The organism is Parabacteroides sp. AF19-14 (genome assembly GCF_003635485.1).
Lineage (GTDB): Bacteria > Bacteroidota > Bacteroidia > Bacteroidales > Tannerellaceae > Parabacteroides > Parabacteroides distasonis.
This window is the reverse complement of the sequence record NZ_QTMJ01000027.1, coordinates 57,194-71,590: the sequence shown is the minus strand read 5'-3', so window position 1 is coordinate 71,590 and position 14,397 is coordinate 57,194. Positions and strand designations below refer to the sequence as shown.

The 14,397-nt window shown below is 35.6% G+C and carries 12 protein-coding genes and 2 pseudogenes; all 14 read left to right on the top strand.

The window, feature by feature from the left end:
- Positions 1-183, top strand: a pseudogene (locus tag DWX33_RS22960) (DUF3990 domain-containing protein); the annotation flags it as partial.
- A gap of 172 nt (positions 184-355) precedes the next feature.
- Positions 356-538: pseudogene (locus tag DWX33_RS22955) on the top strand (sugar transferase); the annotation flags it as partial.
- A 432-nt stretch (positions 539-970) separates the two neighbouring features.
- The gene (locus DWX33_RS19845; RefSeq protein ID WP_233570212.1) at positions 971-2,446 is read left to right on the top strand and encodes a lipopolysaccharide biosynthesis protein; all 1,476 of its coding nucleotides are present in this window, start codon (positions 971-973) and stop codon (positions 2,444-2,446) included.
- Positions 2,433-3,167, top strand: a complete 735-nt coding sequence (locus tag DWX33_RS19840) for an acyltransferase (RefSeq protein ID WP_199713347.1) — start codon at positions 2,433-2,435, stop codon at positions 3,165-3,167. The genes DWX33_RS19845 and DWX33_RS19840 overlap by 14 nt, the downstream gene beginning before the upstream one ends.
- 2 nt (positions 3,168-3,169) lie before the next feature.
- Positions 3,170-4,048 carry a glycosyltransferase family 2 protein gene (locus DWX33_RS19835; RefSeq protein WP_122380951.1) on the top strand — a complete coding sequence of 293 codons (879 nt, stop codon included), beginning with the start codon at positions 3,170-3,172 and terminating at the stop codon, positions 4,046-4,048.
- Between the two features lie 15 nt (positions 4,049-4,063).
- On the top strand, positions 4,064-5,200 hold the full coding sequence (gene glf, locus DWX33_RS19830; protein ID WP_122380950.1) for a UDP-galactopyranose mutase: 1,137 nt from the start codon (positions 4,064-4,066) through the stop codon (positions 5,198-5,200).
- Positions 5,197-6,432, top strand: a complete 1,236-nt coding sequence (locus DWX33_RS19825; RefSeq protein ID WP_122380949.1) for a glycosyltransferase family 4 protein — start codon at positions 5,197-5,199, stop codon at positions 6,430-6,432. Before glf ends, DWX33_RS19825 begins: the two co-directional genes overlap by 4 nt.
- Before the next feature lie 7 nt (positions 6,433-6,439).
- Positions 6,440-7,621 (top strand): EpsG family protein, encoded by a 1,182-nt coding sequence (locus DWX33_RS19820; protein ID WP_122380948.1) that lies wholly within the window; start codon positions 6,440-6,442, stop codon positions 7,619-7,621.
- Between the two features lie 21 nt (positions 7,622-7,642).
- Positions 7,643-8,833: a glycosyltransferase gene (locus tag DWX33_RS19815; RefSeq protein ID WP_122380947.1), complete on the top strand. Its 1,191-nt coding sequence runs from the start codon at positions 7,643-7,645 to the stop codon at positions 8,831-8,833.
- A gap of 26 nt (positions 8,834-8,859) precedes the next feature.
- Positions 8,860-10,305: a DUF362 domain-containing protein gene (locus DWX33_RS19810; RefSeq protein ID WP_122380946.1), complete on the top strand. Its 1,446-nt coding sequence runs from the start codon at positions 8,860-8,862 to the stop codon at positions 10,303-10,305.
- 5 nt (positions 10,306-10,310) lie between these two features.
- A complete protein-coding gene (locus DWX33_RS19805) occupies positions 10,311-11,261 on the top strand; it encodes an ATP-grasp fold amidoligase family protein (RefSeq protein WP_122380955.1) in 951 nt (316 codons plus the stop codon).
- Positions 11,233-12,354, top strand: coding sequence for a glycosyltransferase family 4 protein (locus DWX33_RS19800; RefSeq protein WP_122380945.1), 1,122 nt, complete (start codon positions 11,233-11,235; stop codon positions 12,352-12,354). Before DWX33_RS19805 ends, DWX33_RS19800 begins: the two co-directional genes overlap by 29 nt.
- 123 nt (positions 12,355-12,477) lie before the next feature.
- Positions 12,478-13,374 carry an AAA family ATPase gene (locus DWX33_RS19795; protein ID WP_122380944.1) on the top strand — a complete coding sequence of 299 codons (897 nt, stop codon included), beginning with the start codon at positions 12,478-12,480 and terminating at the stop codon, positions 13,372-13,374.
- The gene (locus DWX33_RS19790) at positions 13,371-14,396 is read left to right on the top strand and encodes a DUF4435 domain-containing protein (RefSeq protein ID WP_122380943.1); all 1,026 of its coding nucleotides are present in this window, start codon (positions 13,371-13,373) and stop codon (positions 14,394-14,396) included. Before DWX33_RS19795 ends, DWX33_RS19790 begins: the two co-directional genes overlap by 4 nt.
- Position 14,397: the final 1 nt, after the last annotated feature.

Genomic DNA, 14,397 nt, shown 5'->3' with positions numbered 1-14,397 from the left:
TTTGGAAAGGGTTTCTATTTGACCCGTTTGCGAGATCAAGCGGCTTGGCGATATGCAGGAAGGGAGGCAGGTATGAGGGAGCAAGTGCTTTGGAGAAAGGTTGCCCGGATTATTATGCGACTAGCGGAGCGTTTGCAGATATCACCAGAGCGTGCGCTTGCAGAGATTTTTTTGAGTCTGTGACCAAATAAAATGGGATTGGCACTGTGTACTATTGATATAATCTATCTTTTTTATTGAATTTTCTTGCATCTTGGCTTGAATGGGTTGATTAGGCGTAATAGGGAAAGGAAAGCTGATTGTTCTTGAATGTGATTGATTGCTGTAAATACTGTGATCAACAAACCTCTTCTGTCCGGGAGTTACGTCGTACGCCACACTCTACAATGGGTATACGGATACGATAGAGAAGATTCTCAGCCGCTTACGTTACGACTTGTTCTGTCTGGAACATCGCTCTTTCAAGCGGGAGTCCCTATCATTGTACTACTTTTTTCTTACCATTAGGTTTAAGTTGCAATTCCTCTTTTTGGAATGAGCCTTATGAGAAATGGACATCTTTAAAGGCTTTTACAGGTGAGGAATTTAAATCTGATCATGCCTATTTTGAAGATGTTAAGATAAAAACCTATTTAGGATATGTTGATATTTCATTTAAAAAGAAGTTGTTATTGTTGTTTTGTATTGGATTATGTATTATATTAAATGTGTTCGGTCTATTATACCTATATAAAATTATTAGAAATAAAGTTTGATATGGCGGAATGTATTGATTTTTAGAATCAGTCTCCGTTCTGCTAAGTGAAATTAATTGAAAATCGGAAAATAATAGGCTTTATTTGTATCATGTATACAAGCGTATGCGCCTTTATCTAACTAATGATCTAAATTGAAAGATTACAGAACTGTTTATTCATATGCGGAAAATAACAAGCGAATAGCGAGAAATACGTTCTTGTTGTATGTCCGTATGTTATTTAATATGCTTGTGATGCTCTATACTTCTAGGATAGTTTTGAATTCCTTAGGTATAGAAAATTATGGCATTTATAATGTGGTTGGAGGCGTTGTCTCTTTGTTTTCTTGTCTGAAGAACTCAATGATTACAGCGACTCAACGCTATATGACTTTTGAGATTGGGCGAGGAGATAGTATGCGATTAAATAGTGTGTTTTCGTCTAGTTTACTTATTCATTTAGGGATAGGAGTAATGGTCTTATTGCTTTGTGAATCTATTGGTGTATGGTTTTTGAATCATAAGATGGTCATTCCTCAAGATCGTTTATTTGCGGCAAACATTGTATTTCATTTATCTGTACTAGATTTGTTTTTGAATTTGTTAAGTGTACCTTATAATGCTATAATAATAGCGTTTGAGAAAATGAGTGCTTTTGCTTATATTTCAATTGTTAATGTAATATTGAAATTATTAATAGCTTTTATGCTCTTTCTATCTCCAATTGATATATTAGTGTGGTATGCGATTTTAATGTTGATAGTATCTATTCTTAATAATTGGATTTATTGGCTGTATTGCAAGAAAAACATTAAGAATATTTCTTTTAATAGGAGTAATATTAATAAAGCTTTAGGTCGAGAGTTGTTTTTATTTGCCAGTTTTAGTTTTATAGGAGATTTAGCTGTTATTTGTTATACACAAGGTCTAAATGTACTTTTAAATGTTTTTTTTGGTCCAATCATAAATGCAGCCAGGGGGATAGCTGTTCAGGTTCAAGGCGCTATTGGTAGTTTTAGTGGAAATTTCCAAATGGCTATTAATCCACAAATAACAAAATCTTATGCTAAGGGAGATTTAACTTATATGCGAACTTTGGTTTTTGCCAGTAGTCGGTATTCTTGTTTTCTATTATTGGTTATATCATTACCGATTTTGATTGATACGGACTATATCCTGAAGCTGTGGCTAGATATAGTACCCCGCCATTCTGTAATGTTTGTTCGTTTAATGTTATTGATAACCTTGATTTTTGCTCTTTCAAATCCTCCGGCTATTACTGTACACGCTACAGGAAAAATTAAATCTTATCAATTGGTGATCGGTGGAATAAATCTATTGATTTTGCCGATCTCTTATCTTGTGTTAGCATATGGAGGTGCACCTGAGTCCGTTTTTGTGATTAATTTATTGGTCTTGATATTGGGATTATACGTGAGATTACTTTATTTAATGCCAATATTTAAAATGCGATTATCTTATTATTGCATGGAAGTGCTAATGCCAATTTTGATAGTCTCTTTAGTATCCGCATTTATTCCATTAATTTTGTTTTTTAACTTATCAGAAAGCTGGGTGCGTTTAGGAATGATAATTCTATCTTCAGTTTTGAGTGTCTGTGTCAGTGTTTATGTATATGGTATTACTAGTGTAGAACGTGCTGTTTTCAATAGTTGGATAAAAAAGTTGTATGTATATGCTATTAGGTAGAATTTTGAGGGCTTTTTGTCGGTTACGTTGGAAATACCTATTGTCAGGTTCTATTGTATTGGTTCAAAAAGGAGCTGTTTTTGAGATTGGAGAGAAGACAAAGATTAAAAAATGTCGTTTGTCTGTAGCTGAAGGAGCAACTGTAAAGATAGGAAATAGATGTTTAATAAGTGGAGCAATAATACGTGTTTACGATCAATTATATATAGGGGATTTTTCTATTATAGAAAAAGGTCGTAATTCAATAAATCCTTTTTATATAATTGAGGGAAAGTGTGTTCTGTCTCATCATATTCGATTGCGTTGTAATATTTGGATTCGTTATGGAGGTATACTAAGAATAGGGGAATATACCAATATGAATGAGGGGGGAGAAATAAGAGTAGATGAGCAAGTAAATATAGGCTCTTTTAATCAAATTTCTTATGAGGTTATGATTTGGGATACAAATACGCACAATATATATTCTAAAGATGAAAGGCGAAAGCTCGCTATCAATAAGTGGCCCAGCTTTGGATATGAGTATGAGCGTCCCAAAACAGCTCCTGTCTCGATTGGTAATGATTGTTGGATAGGTCGTGAGGTCGTTGTGTTAAAGGGTACTATAATTGAAGATTGTGTGATAATAGGATTCCGAACATTATTGTCTGGATGTCATATTGATAAAAATTGCAGTGTTGTTCAAGAGATGAAGATTCGATGTTTTATAAATAAAATTTGATAATGAGAAAACTCGTAACAGCAATTATAACTACTCATAATAGACAAGAGCTCCTAAAAAGAGCAGTGGAAAGCGTGTTTCTGCAAACTTATCCGAATATAGAGTTGATAGTGGTAGACGATGCTTCTACCGATGGAACGGATGAATATTGTAGTGTGTTGCCCTTACAATATATTCATATTTCAAAACAAGAAAGTAAGGGAGGAAATTATGCCCGTAATTTAGGGATAAAAATAGCAAAAGGGGAATATATTGCCTTTTTGGATGATGATGACTATTGGCTACCCACGAAAATAGAAAAGCAAGTGGCATTAATTGAAAATAAAGATTGTGAACTTGTTTATTGTGGTCGAATATTTGAAAATGTAGACAATAAGAGAAACTCAATTACTTATGAGACGTTTCTTCCTGATCGCAAATGGAGTGGAGATGTGAGCCTGCTTATTCTGACCCAAATATGTACTACAACGAGTGCTATTCTTGTCAAAAAAGATGCTTTAATAGATGTTGGGTTATTTGATGAGTGTTTGTGCTTTTGGCAGGAATACGATCTTACGATACGATTAGCGCAGCGTAAGCCTTTTTATTTTTGCGATGAACCCTTGCTGGTTTACAGGAATTGTAGCTCGGGTCGTTTGTCGAATAACTATGATGCGTGGCTTGAAGCCGTAAGCTATGTATATAATAAATATGCGGATTTGTATTGTCAGCTAAATCCAGTTCAGCGTTTAAAGGTGCATCTCTATTTTTGGAGAGATGCGGCAGGTAGATGTCGTGCAGCAGGTTTGAGTGGTCGTTATCTGATGTATCGTTTATTGATGCTACCATTTACTTCACCATCCTCAGTTTTTAGGAAAATAAAAAGAATATTATTGAAATGATGAAACAATGAAACAATGAAACAATACGACTATCTTATCGTTGGCTCTGGTTTATATGGAGCGACATTTGCAAATAGAGTAAAGAGGGGAGGGAAAAGATGCCTAGTTATTGATAAACGTCCTAACCTTGGAGGAAATGTATATTGTGAAAATATCGTAGGAGTCAATGTTCACAAATACGGTGCACATATATTTCATACCTCAAATAAGGAAGTATGGGATTTTGTTAATTCTATAGTGGAGTTTAATCGGTATACCAACTCTCCAATAGCCAGATATAGAGGGCGGCTTTATAGTCTTCCTTTTAACATGAATACTTTTTATCAAATCTGGGGAGTTACAACACCAGAGGAGGCGAAAGCAAAAATAGAAGAGCAAAAAGCAGAGGTTTTAGAAAAAATGCAAAGGGCTGGTGTGATTGAACCACGCAATTTGGAAGAGCAAGCGCAACTATTGATAGGTAGGGAGATCTATGAAATGCTGATAAAGGGGTACACGGAGAAACAATGGGGACGCCGTTGTGTGGATTTACCAGCATTTATTATTAAGAGGTTGCCGGTTCGACTAATTTTTGATAATAACTATTTTAATGATAAATATCAAGGTATTCCTATTGGAGGATATAATGAACTGATAAAAGGACTTTTAGAAGGTGTGGAAACAAAGACATGTACGGATTTTTTTAAAAGCAGAGAATATTGGAAATCAATAGCAGATAAAATAGTTTTTACAGGAAGAATAGATGAATTTTATGATTATTGCTTCGGGAAATTAGAATACCGAACAGTGCGGTTTGAGGAGGAGGTTCTTGATGTGGCTAATTATCAGGGAAATGCTGTTGTTAATTATACGGACAGTGAAATTCCTTATACAAGAATTATTGAACATAAACATTTTGAATCTTTTGGTTTAGAGGTTTTTAATAATCCAAATACAGTTATATCAAAGGAGTATTCTGTAGAATGGAAAGATGGAATGGAACCATTTTATCCTGTCAATGACAAGAAGAATAATGCTTTGTATTTACGTTACAAAGCATTGGCTGATAATGAGCCTAATATGATTTTTGGTGGTCGGTTAGCTGAGTATAAATATTATGATATGGCACCTATTATTTTTCGAGTGTTATCTATTACACGTGGTTTGTTATGATGAAAAAGAGAAAAGTTCTTATTTGGGATTATAGAATTAATATAAGAAATAGTGGAGGTCCTGCGGGTTATTTATTTAATTTAAGAGAGTATGTTGTGCAACATAATGAGGTTGGTAATATTTTCTTTTTGAAAGATCTTCTAGGGTTAGAAAATACGACAGGAACTTTACACCAAAAGTATTTGAGATATCTGAATATTATCTATAAAATAGATTTCTTTCATATTTGGATGCGTTTAAATGTTATTAGAGCTGCAAGAACGTGGTATAATCGTGTGAGCCGGGCAGATATTAAAAATATAAATTTGAATGATTTTGATATTATTCATTTTCATACGAGTGCGGACTTATCTTGTGCCATTGACCTTTTGTGTGATTATAAAGGTATTGTGTTATTGACTACACATTCCCCCCAGCCACTGAGTTATGAAATAGCCGATGGGATATTAGCAAAATATTCTATCCTTAAGTGGTTGATACGTGTGTCGTTGGAGAAAAAAGAGTTGCGGGCATGGCGAAGGGCGGATTATATAATGTTTCCTGTTGAAGAAGCTGTAGAATCTTATTTTTCAAGTTTTAAGCTAAAAAAATATATTGAAAGTCATCGCTATAAATTAGTGTTTTGCCCTACTTCTATATTGGATAGTTCTGTAGTGCCTGATTTTCTGTTATTTGAGCAAAAGATGGGAATTCCCAAGAGAGCTTTTGTAATTACGTATATCGGTAGGCATAGTGCAATAAAAGGTTATGATCAATTGAAGCTATTGGGTGAGAGAATACTGAGAATGTTTGATGATGTCTATTTTGTGATAGCCGGGAATGAACTACCATTAATGAGGTTAGATCATGAGCGTTGGATTGAACTTGGATGGGTGGATTATGGAGCAGAATTAATAGCTTCTTCGGACTTGTTTATTTTGCCTAATAAGGAAACTTATTTTGATATCATAGCATTAGAGGTGTTACGTGGTGGTACTCCTATGATGCTTTCGCTTACAGGTGGAAATAAATATTTTTATACACACTATCCAAGTGAAAAAAAATCTGGATTGTTCTTTTATGATTATGGTGATATTGAACAGCAAATTAAATGTATTTCTAATCTTGTAGAAATGAAGAATAGTGAAGGACTAGATAAGTTTAGAATAGCTAATAAAGAGATATTTAAAATGGAGTTTACAATGAATGCTTATCTCGATCGCTACCAGAAATTGGTAACCTGTTTAAAATAGTTCTAAGATGCTGGGTGTTATTAATTTTTTTTTCGTGCCTGTAATATTTTATGTGCTCATAATCTGTTTTTTTGTTATAGGAAACCATTTCGAGTCGACTTATTTGTTATATTATACTTCAGTTGCAGGAACTGTTGCAATAGCTTCTTTAGCTTATATTTCTAAGAATAAGGCTTTGACGCATCTCTTACTTATTGCAAGCTTTTCTTTTGTTTGGTTTATACTGGCATTCCGCAATGTTAGTGGAATAGATGATCCTGTCTATCTAGAGATATTCGATTTAGTTAAAAAAACAGGTTGGATAAGGGGCTTTCAGATGACTACGATGGAGCCTGGTTTTTTATGCTTAAACTGGATCTGTTCTCGTATTGTGGATAATTATATATTCTGCCAAGTGATCTGCTCCACCATACCTTTTATCTTTTTTTATATGGCATTTAAAAAACATACTGGCCGAATTTATTATCCTTTGAGTTTGTTATATATACTGTGTTTTCTATATTTCTTAATGATAAGTGCTGCTTTAGTACGTATGTTTATCGCCATATCCATCATATTTTATGCTTACTCATTTTTGATGGAAGGTAATATGAAAAAATACGTATGGTGGATTTTATTTGCCATGCTTTTTCATTATTCTGCAGGTGTGATGTTTTGCTTTTTGATATTTAGCAAACATTATTTTGTTGATCATCCATGGCAGACTTCTATAATAATTACTGCTTGTTTAGGCGTTTGTCTGTTTTTTGTGAGTTATCTAGCATCGAATATATTGGGTGCTAGATATGTCTCATATCAGATACAGGATGTTTATGGGTTTGAAGAAGGGTTAACTGTAGACAAGTTGGATACACTCCCATTTGTTATAATTGCCTATGTGCTTCGAAAGAAAATTCCAGATGAAAGAAAAAAAGAGTATAATATGCTGATTGTTATATTGCTAATGGGTAGTGTTATCACTGTTTTGTCTTCTTTTGTTCCTCTAGGTAGGATTATTTTTTATTTTAATTTGTCGTTGGTGTTTTTGATTTTTTATTGGTATAGATACTCTAATTGTTTTGCTAAAATATTTATTTCTTTTGTGTTTGTCTTTTATTGTTATTTGTATTTATATGTAACGAAGTTGAATCCTGATTTGAGGGAGTTTAGTTATTTATTTCCGTATCAGAATGTGCTATTTAATTTGTAATGAATATTAATATTTGTAGTAATGAAGGTTTTGCTTGTAACTAATCAATATATCGATATCAGGAAAGACGGGTGTTACTGTGATTTCCCCTTGTATGGGACGCTTGAAAATATGAGTGTGTTGGGAGAATTACATCTTGTGGCATCATTTTCATATTCGGATGAGATGGCTAGTATTATGTATCTGAATCAAAAGATTGACTTTGTGGATTTGGAGCATGTGAAGCACTTGCGTCCTACTAATAAAAGTATTGGAGGATGGTTAAAGAATAGTATTTACAATCGGAAATTACTGGAACGCTTGGTGCCTTCTATGGATTTGGTGGTAGGCTATATGCCATCTGGCGACGCAGATACTGCGATGAGGATCGCACGGCGACATGAAATACCTTTTCTTTCATTTTTAGTGGCTTGTCCATGGGATTCGCTCCATAATCATCATCGGCTGTTAGCTCGTTTGATGGCACCAATCAGTTTTCTTACTACTCGTTACAGTGTACGGCATTCTGATTATGTACATTATGTAACAAAGGAGTTTTTGCAGCGTAGGTATCCGACAGAAGGTAGAGCTTTGGGTTGTTCGGACACTAATTTTGGTGTGTTTGACCCTATGGCATTGGAGAGCCGTCTGCGGAAGTTATCAAGCCGTAAGGAGACGGATGAGGTTCGGTTGATTACCACGGCACATGTGGATGTGCGCTACAAGGGACATGAGTTTGTGATTCGTGCTATTGCCCGGCTGAAGAGTTTAGGGGATCTTCATTATCGGTATTGGTTGATAGGAGGAGGCAAGGGTGATTATCTCCGCACTCTTTGTAAACGTTTGGGTGTAGAGGATCAAGTGATATTCTTGGGACTTAAGACTTCAAAAGAGGTGATGAAAATACTTAAGGATGCTGACATTTATTTGCAACCTAGTTTACAAGAAGGTTTACCTCGCTCGGTTGTGGAAGCGATGAGTGTGGCTCTGCCTTGCATTGGCTTTAATACGGGAGGAATACCTGAGCTATTGGAACCTGAGTTTGTTGTGGACCAGAAAGATGTTAAAGGTATCGTACGGTGCTTAATACATTTACGTGATAACGCTAAATATCGTCAGACTGCCGAGCGCAATTTCCAAATGGCTGGTGATTATGAGCATTCCAAATTAGAAAAACGGATTCGTGACTTTTTCTCGGAGGTACGTAAGGATGTGGAGGACAAGAGGATTTGATAATAATTTAATATAAAGTGTCAAGTATGAATTGCGTTTATATAGAGAACGGTGGTGTTTATAACTATCCAAAAGGAACTGATTTTTATAATCCAAGTCGATTGTATCCAGAATATCCATGGGGAAAAGATGAGATTTCGTCTATACCTAATGATGTATATGATATGCTGAGGAATACGCTATATGGTATGGGGTATGATAAGGCGAATTTTGGAAAATGTAATTGGAACCCATTAGGTAATGTTATTAAGCCTGGTCAGACCGTATTGTTGAAGCCTAATTGGGTATCTCATAAAAATAAAGTTTATAGGGGGGATCCTAGCTTGACATGTTTGGTTACACACCCTTCCTTAGTTCGTGCGATTTTAGACTATGTTGTGATCGCTTTGAAGGGAGAGGGTATGATAATTTTGGGGGATGCGCCAATGCAGGGAACAGATTTGGATGAAATGTTTGAGCTGGCTGGGTATAACCAATTGTTTTCTTTTATAAATAGAAATGGAATAACTGTCGATATATGTGATTTTAGAAAATATAAATGTGTATTTCATAAAGGGGTAAGTAATGAACTGACATTGATTGATTCTCCTTATAAGTCAAAGGTTGTAGACTTGGGATCAAATTCATTACATGCAGAAAATGACAAAAAAGAATATGTATATAAAGTTAGTGACTATGATTATAATCTAACAAAAAACTATCATGACAAAGGAATCCATCGATATGAAATAAATGAGGCGGTATTGTTAGCTGATGTGGTGATCAATATCCCAAAACCTAAAACCCATAGACTCGCGGGTATAACCGGAGCGATGAAAAATTTTGTCGGTATCACTTACGAGAAAGCTTCCCTTCCTCATCGAGCGATAGGTGATAAAGAATCTGGAACAGGGGATGCTTATGATAAGAAAAGTATCCTTAAAATGTATATGGAATATATTGATAACAGACAAACTATTTGTTCGGTTAAAGGTCAAATAGTAATGGCCAAACTTCTTGATTTCTTGAAAAAGTCATTATATATCCTTGGTGTATTGTTTAGCGGTGACAAATACCGTATAGGCAGTTGGTATGGTAATGATACGATTTGGAGGACTGTTGTAGATTTAAATCATATAGTGAGGTATGCGAATAAAGAAGGGAATATATGTGATCTTCCTCAGAGGGAGATCCTTAATATTGGGGATATGATCATTTGTGGGGAGAAGGAAGGACCTGTCGGACCTTCTCCTAAGCCTTTGGGGATCATTATGATGTCTGATGATATGTTTATTTTCGATTATACTTTATCAAAGATTATGCAATTGGAGTGCCATGAGATTCCTCATATTCGCTTTATTTTGGATCAATATGGATATGTGTTGAATGTGTTTATTCATTCGAATAATAAAGAGATTTCTGATAAAAAGGTTTCTGATGTAAGATTCCCTAAGAAATGGAGGTTTGAGGCTCATTCGTGTTGGAAAAATTAATGGTTATGGATTATAAGAAAATAGTCAAATCTAGAGAACTTAGGTTTTTGATCTTAAATTGTTGCTCATGGGTTCCAGACAGTATCATGTTACGTGTGCAATATTACATAAAGATGGGACGCAGACTATCTCTGAAACATCCACGTCGATTCTCGGAAAAACTTCAATGGTATAAGCTTTATTATAGAAATCCATTAATGTTCATCTGTGTAGATAAATACGATGTTCGTGGATATATATCTTCAAAAGGATATTCTGATTTGCTTAATGAATGTTATGGTGTTTATGATTCTGCAAGAGATATTCCTTTCAAAGAACTTCCAAATAGATTTGTGATAAAAACGACAGATGGTGGTGGTGGTCAAAATGTTTTTATCTGTAAAGATAAATCTAATCTGGATATCGAGAAACTAATTGAAAAATTGGATGGATGGAAAAATAAAATACGTGTTCATCCTGGTAGGGAGTGGGCGTATACAGGAATCAAGGGTTCTAGATTTATTGTAGAAAAATATATAGAATCTGCTTTAGAAAAAGGAGGATTAGTGGATTATAAATTTCATTGTTTTAATGGAAATGTAAAATATTTATATATCATAGCGGATAGAGATATGGGGGATAAATGTGGTTTGGGTATTTATACTATTGATTTTGAAAGAATAGATGCTATTAGAGCCGATGAGAAACCTCTATCTAGGAATATAGAAAAGCCTTATAACTTTGAGGAAATGGTTAAGATTGCGAAAAATCTCTCATCAGATTTCCCACATGTTAGGGTGGATCTTTATAATGTCGAAGGTAAGATAATCTTTGGGGAATTTACATTTTATGATGCGAGCGGCTATATGAGGTTTAGTCCAGACTCTTTTGATTTTGAGTTAGGAGAAGAGTTCGTATTGCCAGTTCCTTATAACGAAATAGATAAGAATGGAAAAAATATTTATCGTCCTCAATGAGGATTATTTCCTCCTTACGCATCGCAAGGAGCTGGCTGTTCGTGCGCAAGAGGCAGGTTATGACATGGCGATCGTGGCTAAGAATACCGGGCGTAGGGAACAGGTGGAAGCGTTGGGTTTGAAGATGCTGGAACTACCCATTCATCCTACGGGGAAGAATCCGATAAAGGAGCTAAAGACTTTTTGGTTTCTCTATCGACTTTATAAGCGGGAGAAACCGGATATCGTGCACCATGTAGGTTTGAAGGTCATCCTTTGGGGTGGACTGGCCGCTAAATTAGCCGGTGTGAAAGGTGTTGTGAACGCTGTCAGCGGATTGGGTGTGATGTTTTCATTAGAGAAAGAATCTCGGTTGACAAGCTTGATATTGAGTGTTCTCCGTTTCTCGCACCATCGAAAGAATTTGATCGAGATATTTCAAAATCATGAGGATGAACGGTTGTTTGTCGAGAAAAGAGTGGTAACTAAAGATCAAATCCGATTCATCAAAGGATCGGGAGTGGATCTAAAGACGTATACATATACTCCTGAGCTTGTCTCTGATAAGATTCGGATACTGTTCTCGGCGAGAATGGTAGAGGAGAAAGGTGTTTGGGTATTGGTGAATGCTGCGGAGTTACTCCGAAAAGAATATGAGGGACGTGTATGTTTTCTCCTGTGTGGCGGTTTGTCGTCGAACCCAAAAGCGATCAAGGAGGAAGAGTTGAATGATCGTTGCGATGGGAATTATATACAATGGCTGGGATATAGATCGGATGTTCCGGATTTGTTGAGATCATCCCATATCATAGCTTTCCCTAGTTATTACCGAGAGGGGGTGCCGAAATCGTTGATTGAGGCTACAGCCATTGGGCGGCCTATCGTCACGACAAACTCTATTGGGTGTAAGGATACGGTAGAGGATGGGGTGAATGGATTTCTGATTCCTATTAAAGATAGCAAGGCACTAGCGGAAAAATTGAGGATTTTGATTGATGACGCAGATTTAAGGAAACGAATGGGACTTAATTCCCGCCAGATTGCGGGACGGGATTTTTCCTTGGATGATGTCATTGCAAAGCATTTGGCGATTTATGATAAATTGATGCATTGAGAGCTTCGCTAAATCTGTTCATGTGTTTTGTTTGGATGAAGTTTCTGAAAGTACAGAGTATATCCATTGCGTAAATAGATATTTATTTGTTCCTTTGTTGAGAATATAACTATTGCGTGGCTTATGCTGATAGAAAGAGTTCGTATAAAAGGTTTCTGGAATAAGTATTTTCTGGATTGGAAATTAAACAAAGATGTTAATTTGCTTTCCGGTATAAATGGGTCAGGAAAAACGACCTTGTTGGATATAATATCTTCTATTCTTTGGTATGGGGCATTACTTCCTCGTTTGGAAAAGAAGGTAGAGGAAGTCGAAATAGAACTTACGGAAGGATATCGTATTATTTGTGAGCGAGAAGACGATTTGTTTGTTGTGGGGTATAGGCATCATGGCGAAATAATATCGCGAACAGATATGGTTAATCTTCGGATCGGTATGATTTCTACTGTCGACGCTAGTTTGCCAAATGAAGATCAGTATAAGCGATATTTGTCATTTAAGAAGGATAAGATACGTTCGGAATTGGATATGTCGGTGGACAAGGCTTTGGAGGATTATTACAAATATTTGGCGAATATTTCCAAGGAGGTTGAAAAGGCCGTAAAAAACAAGCAGGAGAACCTTGCGACGATCTCTAGTCTGTATGACCGGAAAGAATTATTTATCAAGAAAGTAAATGAGTTATTCTCGCCTACCCATAAAAAATTAGATGATACGACCAGTGAGATACGTTTTCTTTTGGAAAATGGTGTGGTTATTTATCCGAATGAGTTATCGTCAGGGGAGAAGCAACTATTGATCGTGCTGATTCTCGCATTGATACAGGATGGAAAAGACAGTATTATCTTTTGGGATGAGCCGGAAATCTCAATGCATATTGATTGGCAACGAGCACTGATACGTGTAGCTAGGGAGATCAATCCTTTTGGACAATTGATTATAGCGACTCACTCTCCTTCTATTATTTATGAAGGTTGGGAGAAACGTATTGTAAACATGGAGGATTTGTTGAAGGAATGACAAGATTATCCGAAGCTAATACGTCAAGGGAAATAGAATTAAGCCGTTATTTCCGAAAGAGGACCGATAAGAGGGATTTGCTCGTATTGGTGGAGGGGGATGATGACATTCCTTTTTGGATTTTATTATTCCAAGATGTCATTGATAAATATGCTCGGATTGATATTGAGACCTTAAAGGTGGAAGATAACCTAACCGGAAACATGAAAGATCGGAAAGGAAAAGACTCCTTGATGGAAATTTCAGATTTAGGGCCTAGTAAGGTTGTTGCGGTTGATATGGACTATGATGTTGTGGTTCCATCTTATCATTCTTATTCTTCTCGTTTGTGGAATGATAAATATGTATTACATACGGTTTTCTATTCTATAGAGAATCATAAACTTTTTCCGGATATCGTATGTAAGTACGCAGAAGCGGTCTTGAAAGAATCAGTTTCTTTTGACTTTGAAAATTTAATTAGGATCTTTTCAGAAAGTGTGTCTCCTTTGCTCTTTTTACTAATCGCTTATGAACGAAAAAGAGTTGTGCCGGAAAGTCATGAACAAATGAATAATGATATTTGTATAGAGATGGTTTTTCAGGAGGTGGCTTCGTTACTTGTTCGGTTTGGGTGTGAGGCTGATGATATAAATACTTGGCAGTTGAATATACTAAATAAATATCAGCCTCTATTTGATAAATATAGGCAAGATATAGAAGTTGTGAAAGATGATTTAGTCTCAATGGGCATTTCTGTTTCTGAGTGTTGGAAATTATTACAGGGCCATACGTTTGCAAATTACTTATTACGGGTTTTAATTGCTGTTTCTCGAGAACAAAAACGTGATAATGAAAAGAAAATTAGGGGAGATGTGAATATTTGTGATAAAGGAGCTTTTATTGATGCGTATCATCGCTCATTGTCATTTGTGACGAATAATTTGAGTGATGAAATTGAATATTATTTTATTAATAAGCCATTTCTTTCTTCACAAGATTATTCTATTAAATTAATCAGAGACCAAATCAGAAATTTGTGAT

Coding starts and splice junctions, on each gene's coding strand:
- DWX33_RS19845 (WP_233570212.1), top strand. CDS start 971: ATGTTATTTAATATGCTTGTGATGCTCTATACTTCTAGGATAGTTTTG.
- DWX33_RS19840 (WP_199713347.1), top strand. CDS start 2,433: ATGCTATTAGGTAGAATTTTGAGGGCTTTTTGTCGGTTACGTTGGAAA.
- DWX33_RS19835 (WP_122380951.1), top strand. CDS start 3,170: ATGAGAAAACTCGTAACAGCAATTATAACTACTCATAATAGACAAGAG.
- glf (WP_122380950.1), top strand. CDS start 4,064: ATGAAACAATACGACTATCTTATCGTTGGCTCTGGTTTATATGGAGCG.
- DWX33_RS19825 (WP_122380949.1), top strand. CDS start 5,197: ATGATGAAAAAGAGAAAAGTTCTTATTTGGGATTATAGAATTAATATA.
- DWX33_RS19820 (WP_122380948.1), top strand. CDS start 6,440: ATGCTGGGTGTTATTAATTTTTTTTTCGTGCCTGTAATATTTTATGTG.
- DWX33_RS19815 (WP_122380947.1), top strand. CDS start 7,643: ATGAAGGTTTTGCTTGTAACTAATCAATATATCGATATCAGGAAAGAC.
- DWX33_RS19810 (WP_122380946.1), top strand. CDS start 8,860: ATGAATTGCGTTTATATAGAGAACGGTGGTGTTTATAACTATCCAAAA.
- DWX33_RS19805 (WP_122380955.1), top strand. CDS start 10,311: ATGGATTATAAGAAAATAGTCAAATCTAGAGAACTTAGGTTTTTGATC.
- DWX33_RS19800 (WP_122380945.1), top strand. CDS start 11,233: ATGGAAAAAATATTTATCGTCCTCAATGAGGATTATTTCCTCCTTACG.
- DWX33_RS19795 (WP_122380944.1), top strand. CDS start 12,478: ATGCTGATAGAAAGAGTTCGTATAAAAGGTTTCTGGAATAAGTATTTT.
- DWX33_RS19790 (WP_122380943.1), top strand. CDS start 13,371: ATGACAAGATTATCCGAAGCTAATACGTCAAGGGAAATAGAATTAAGC.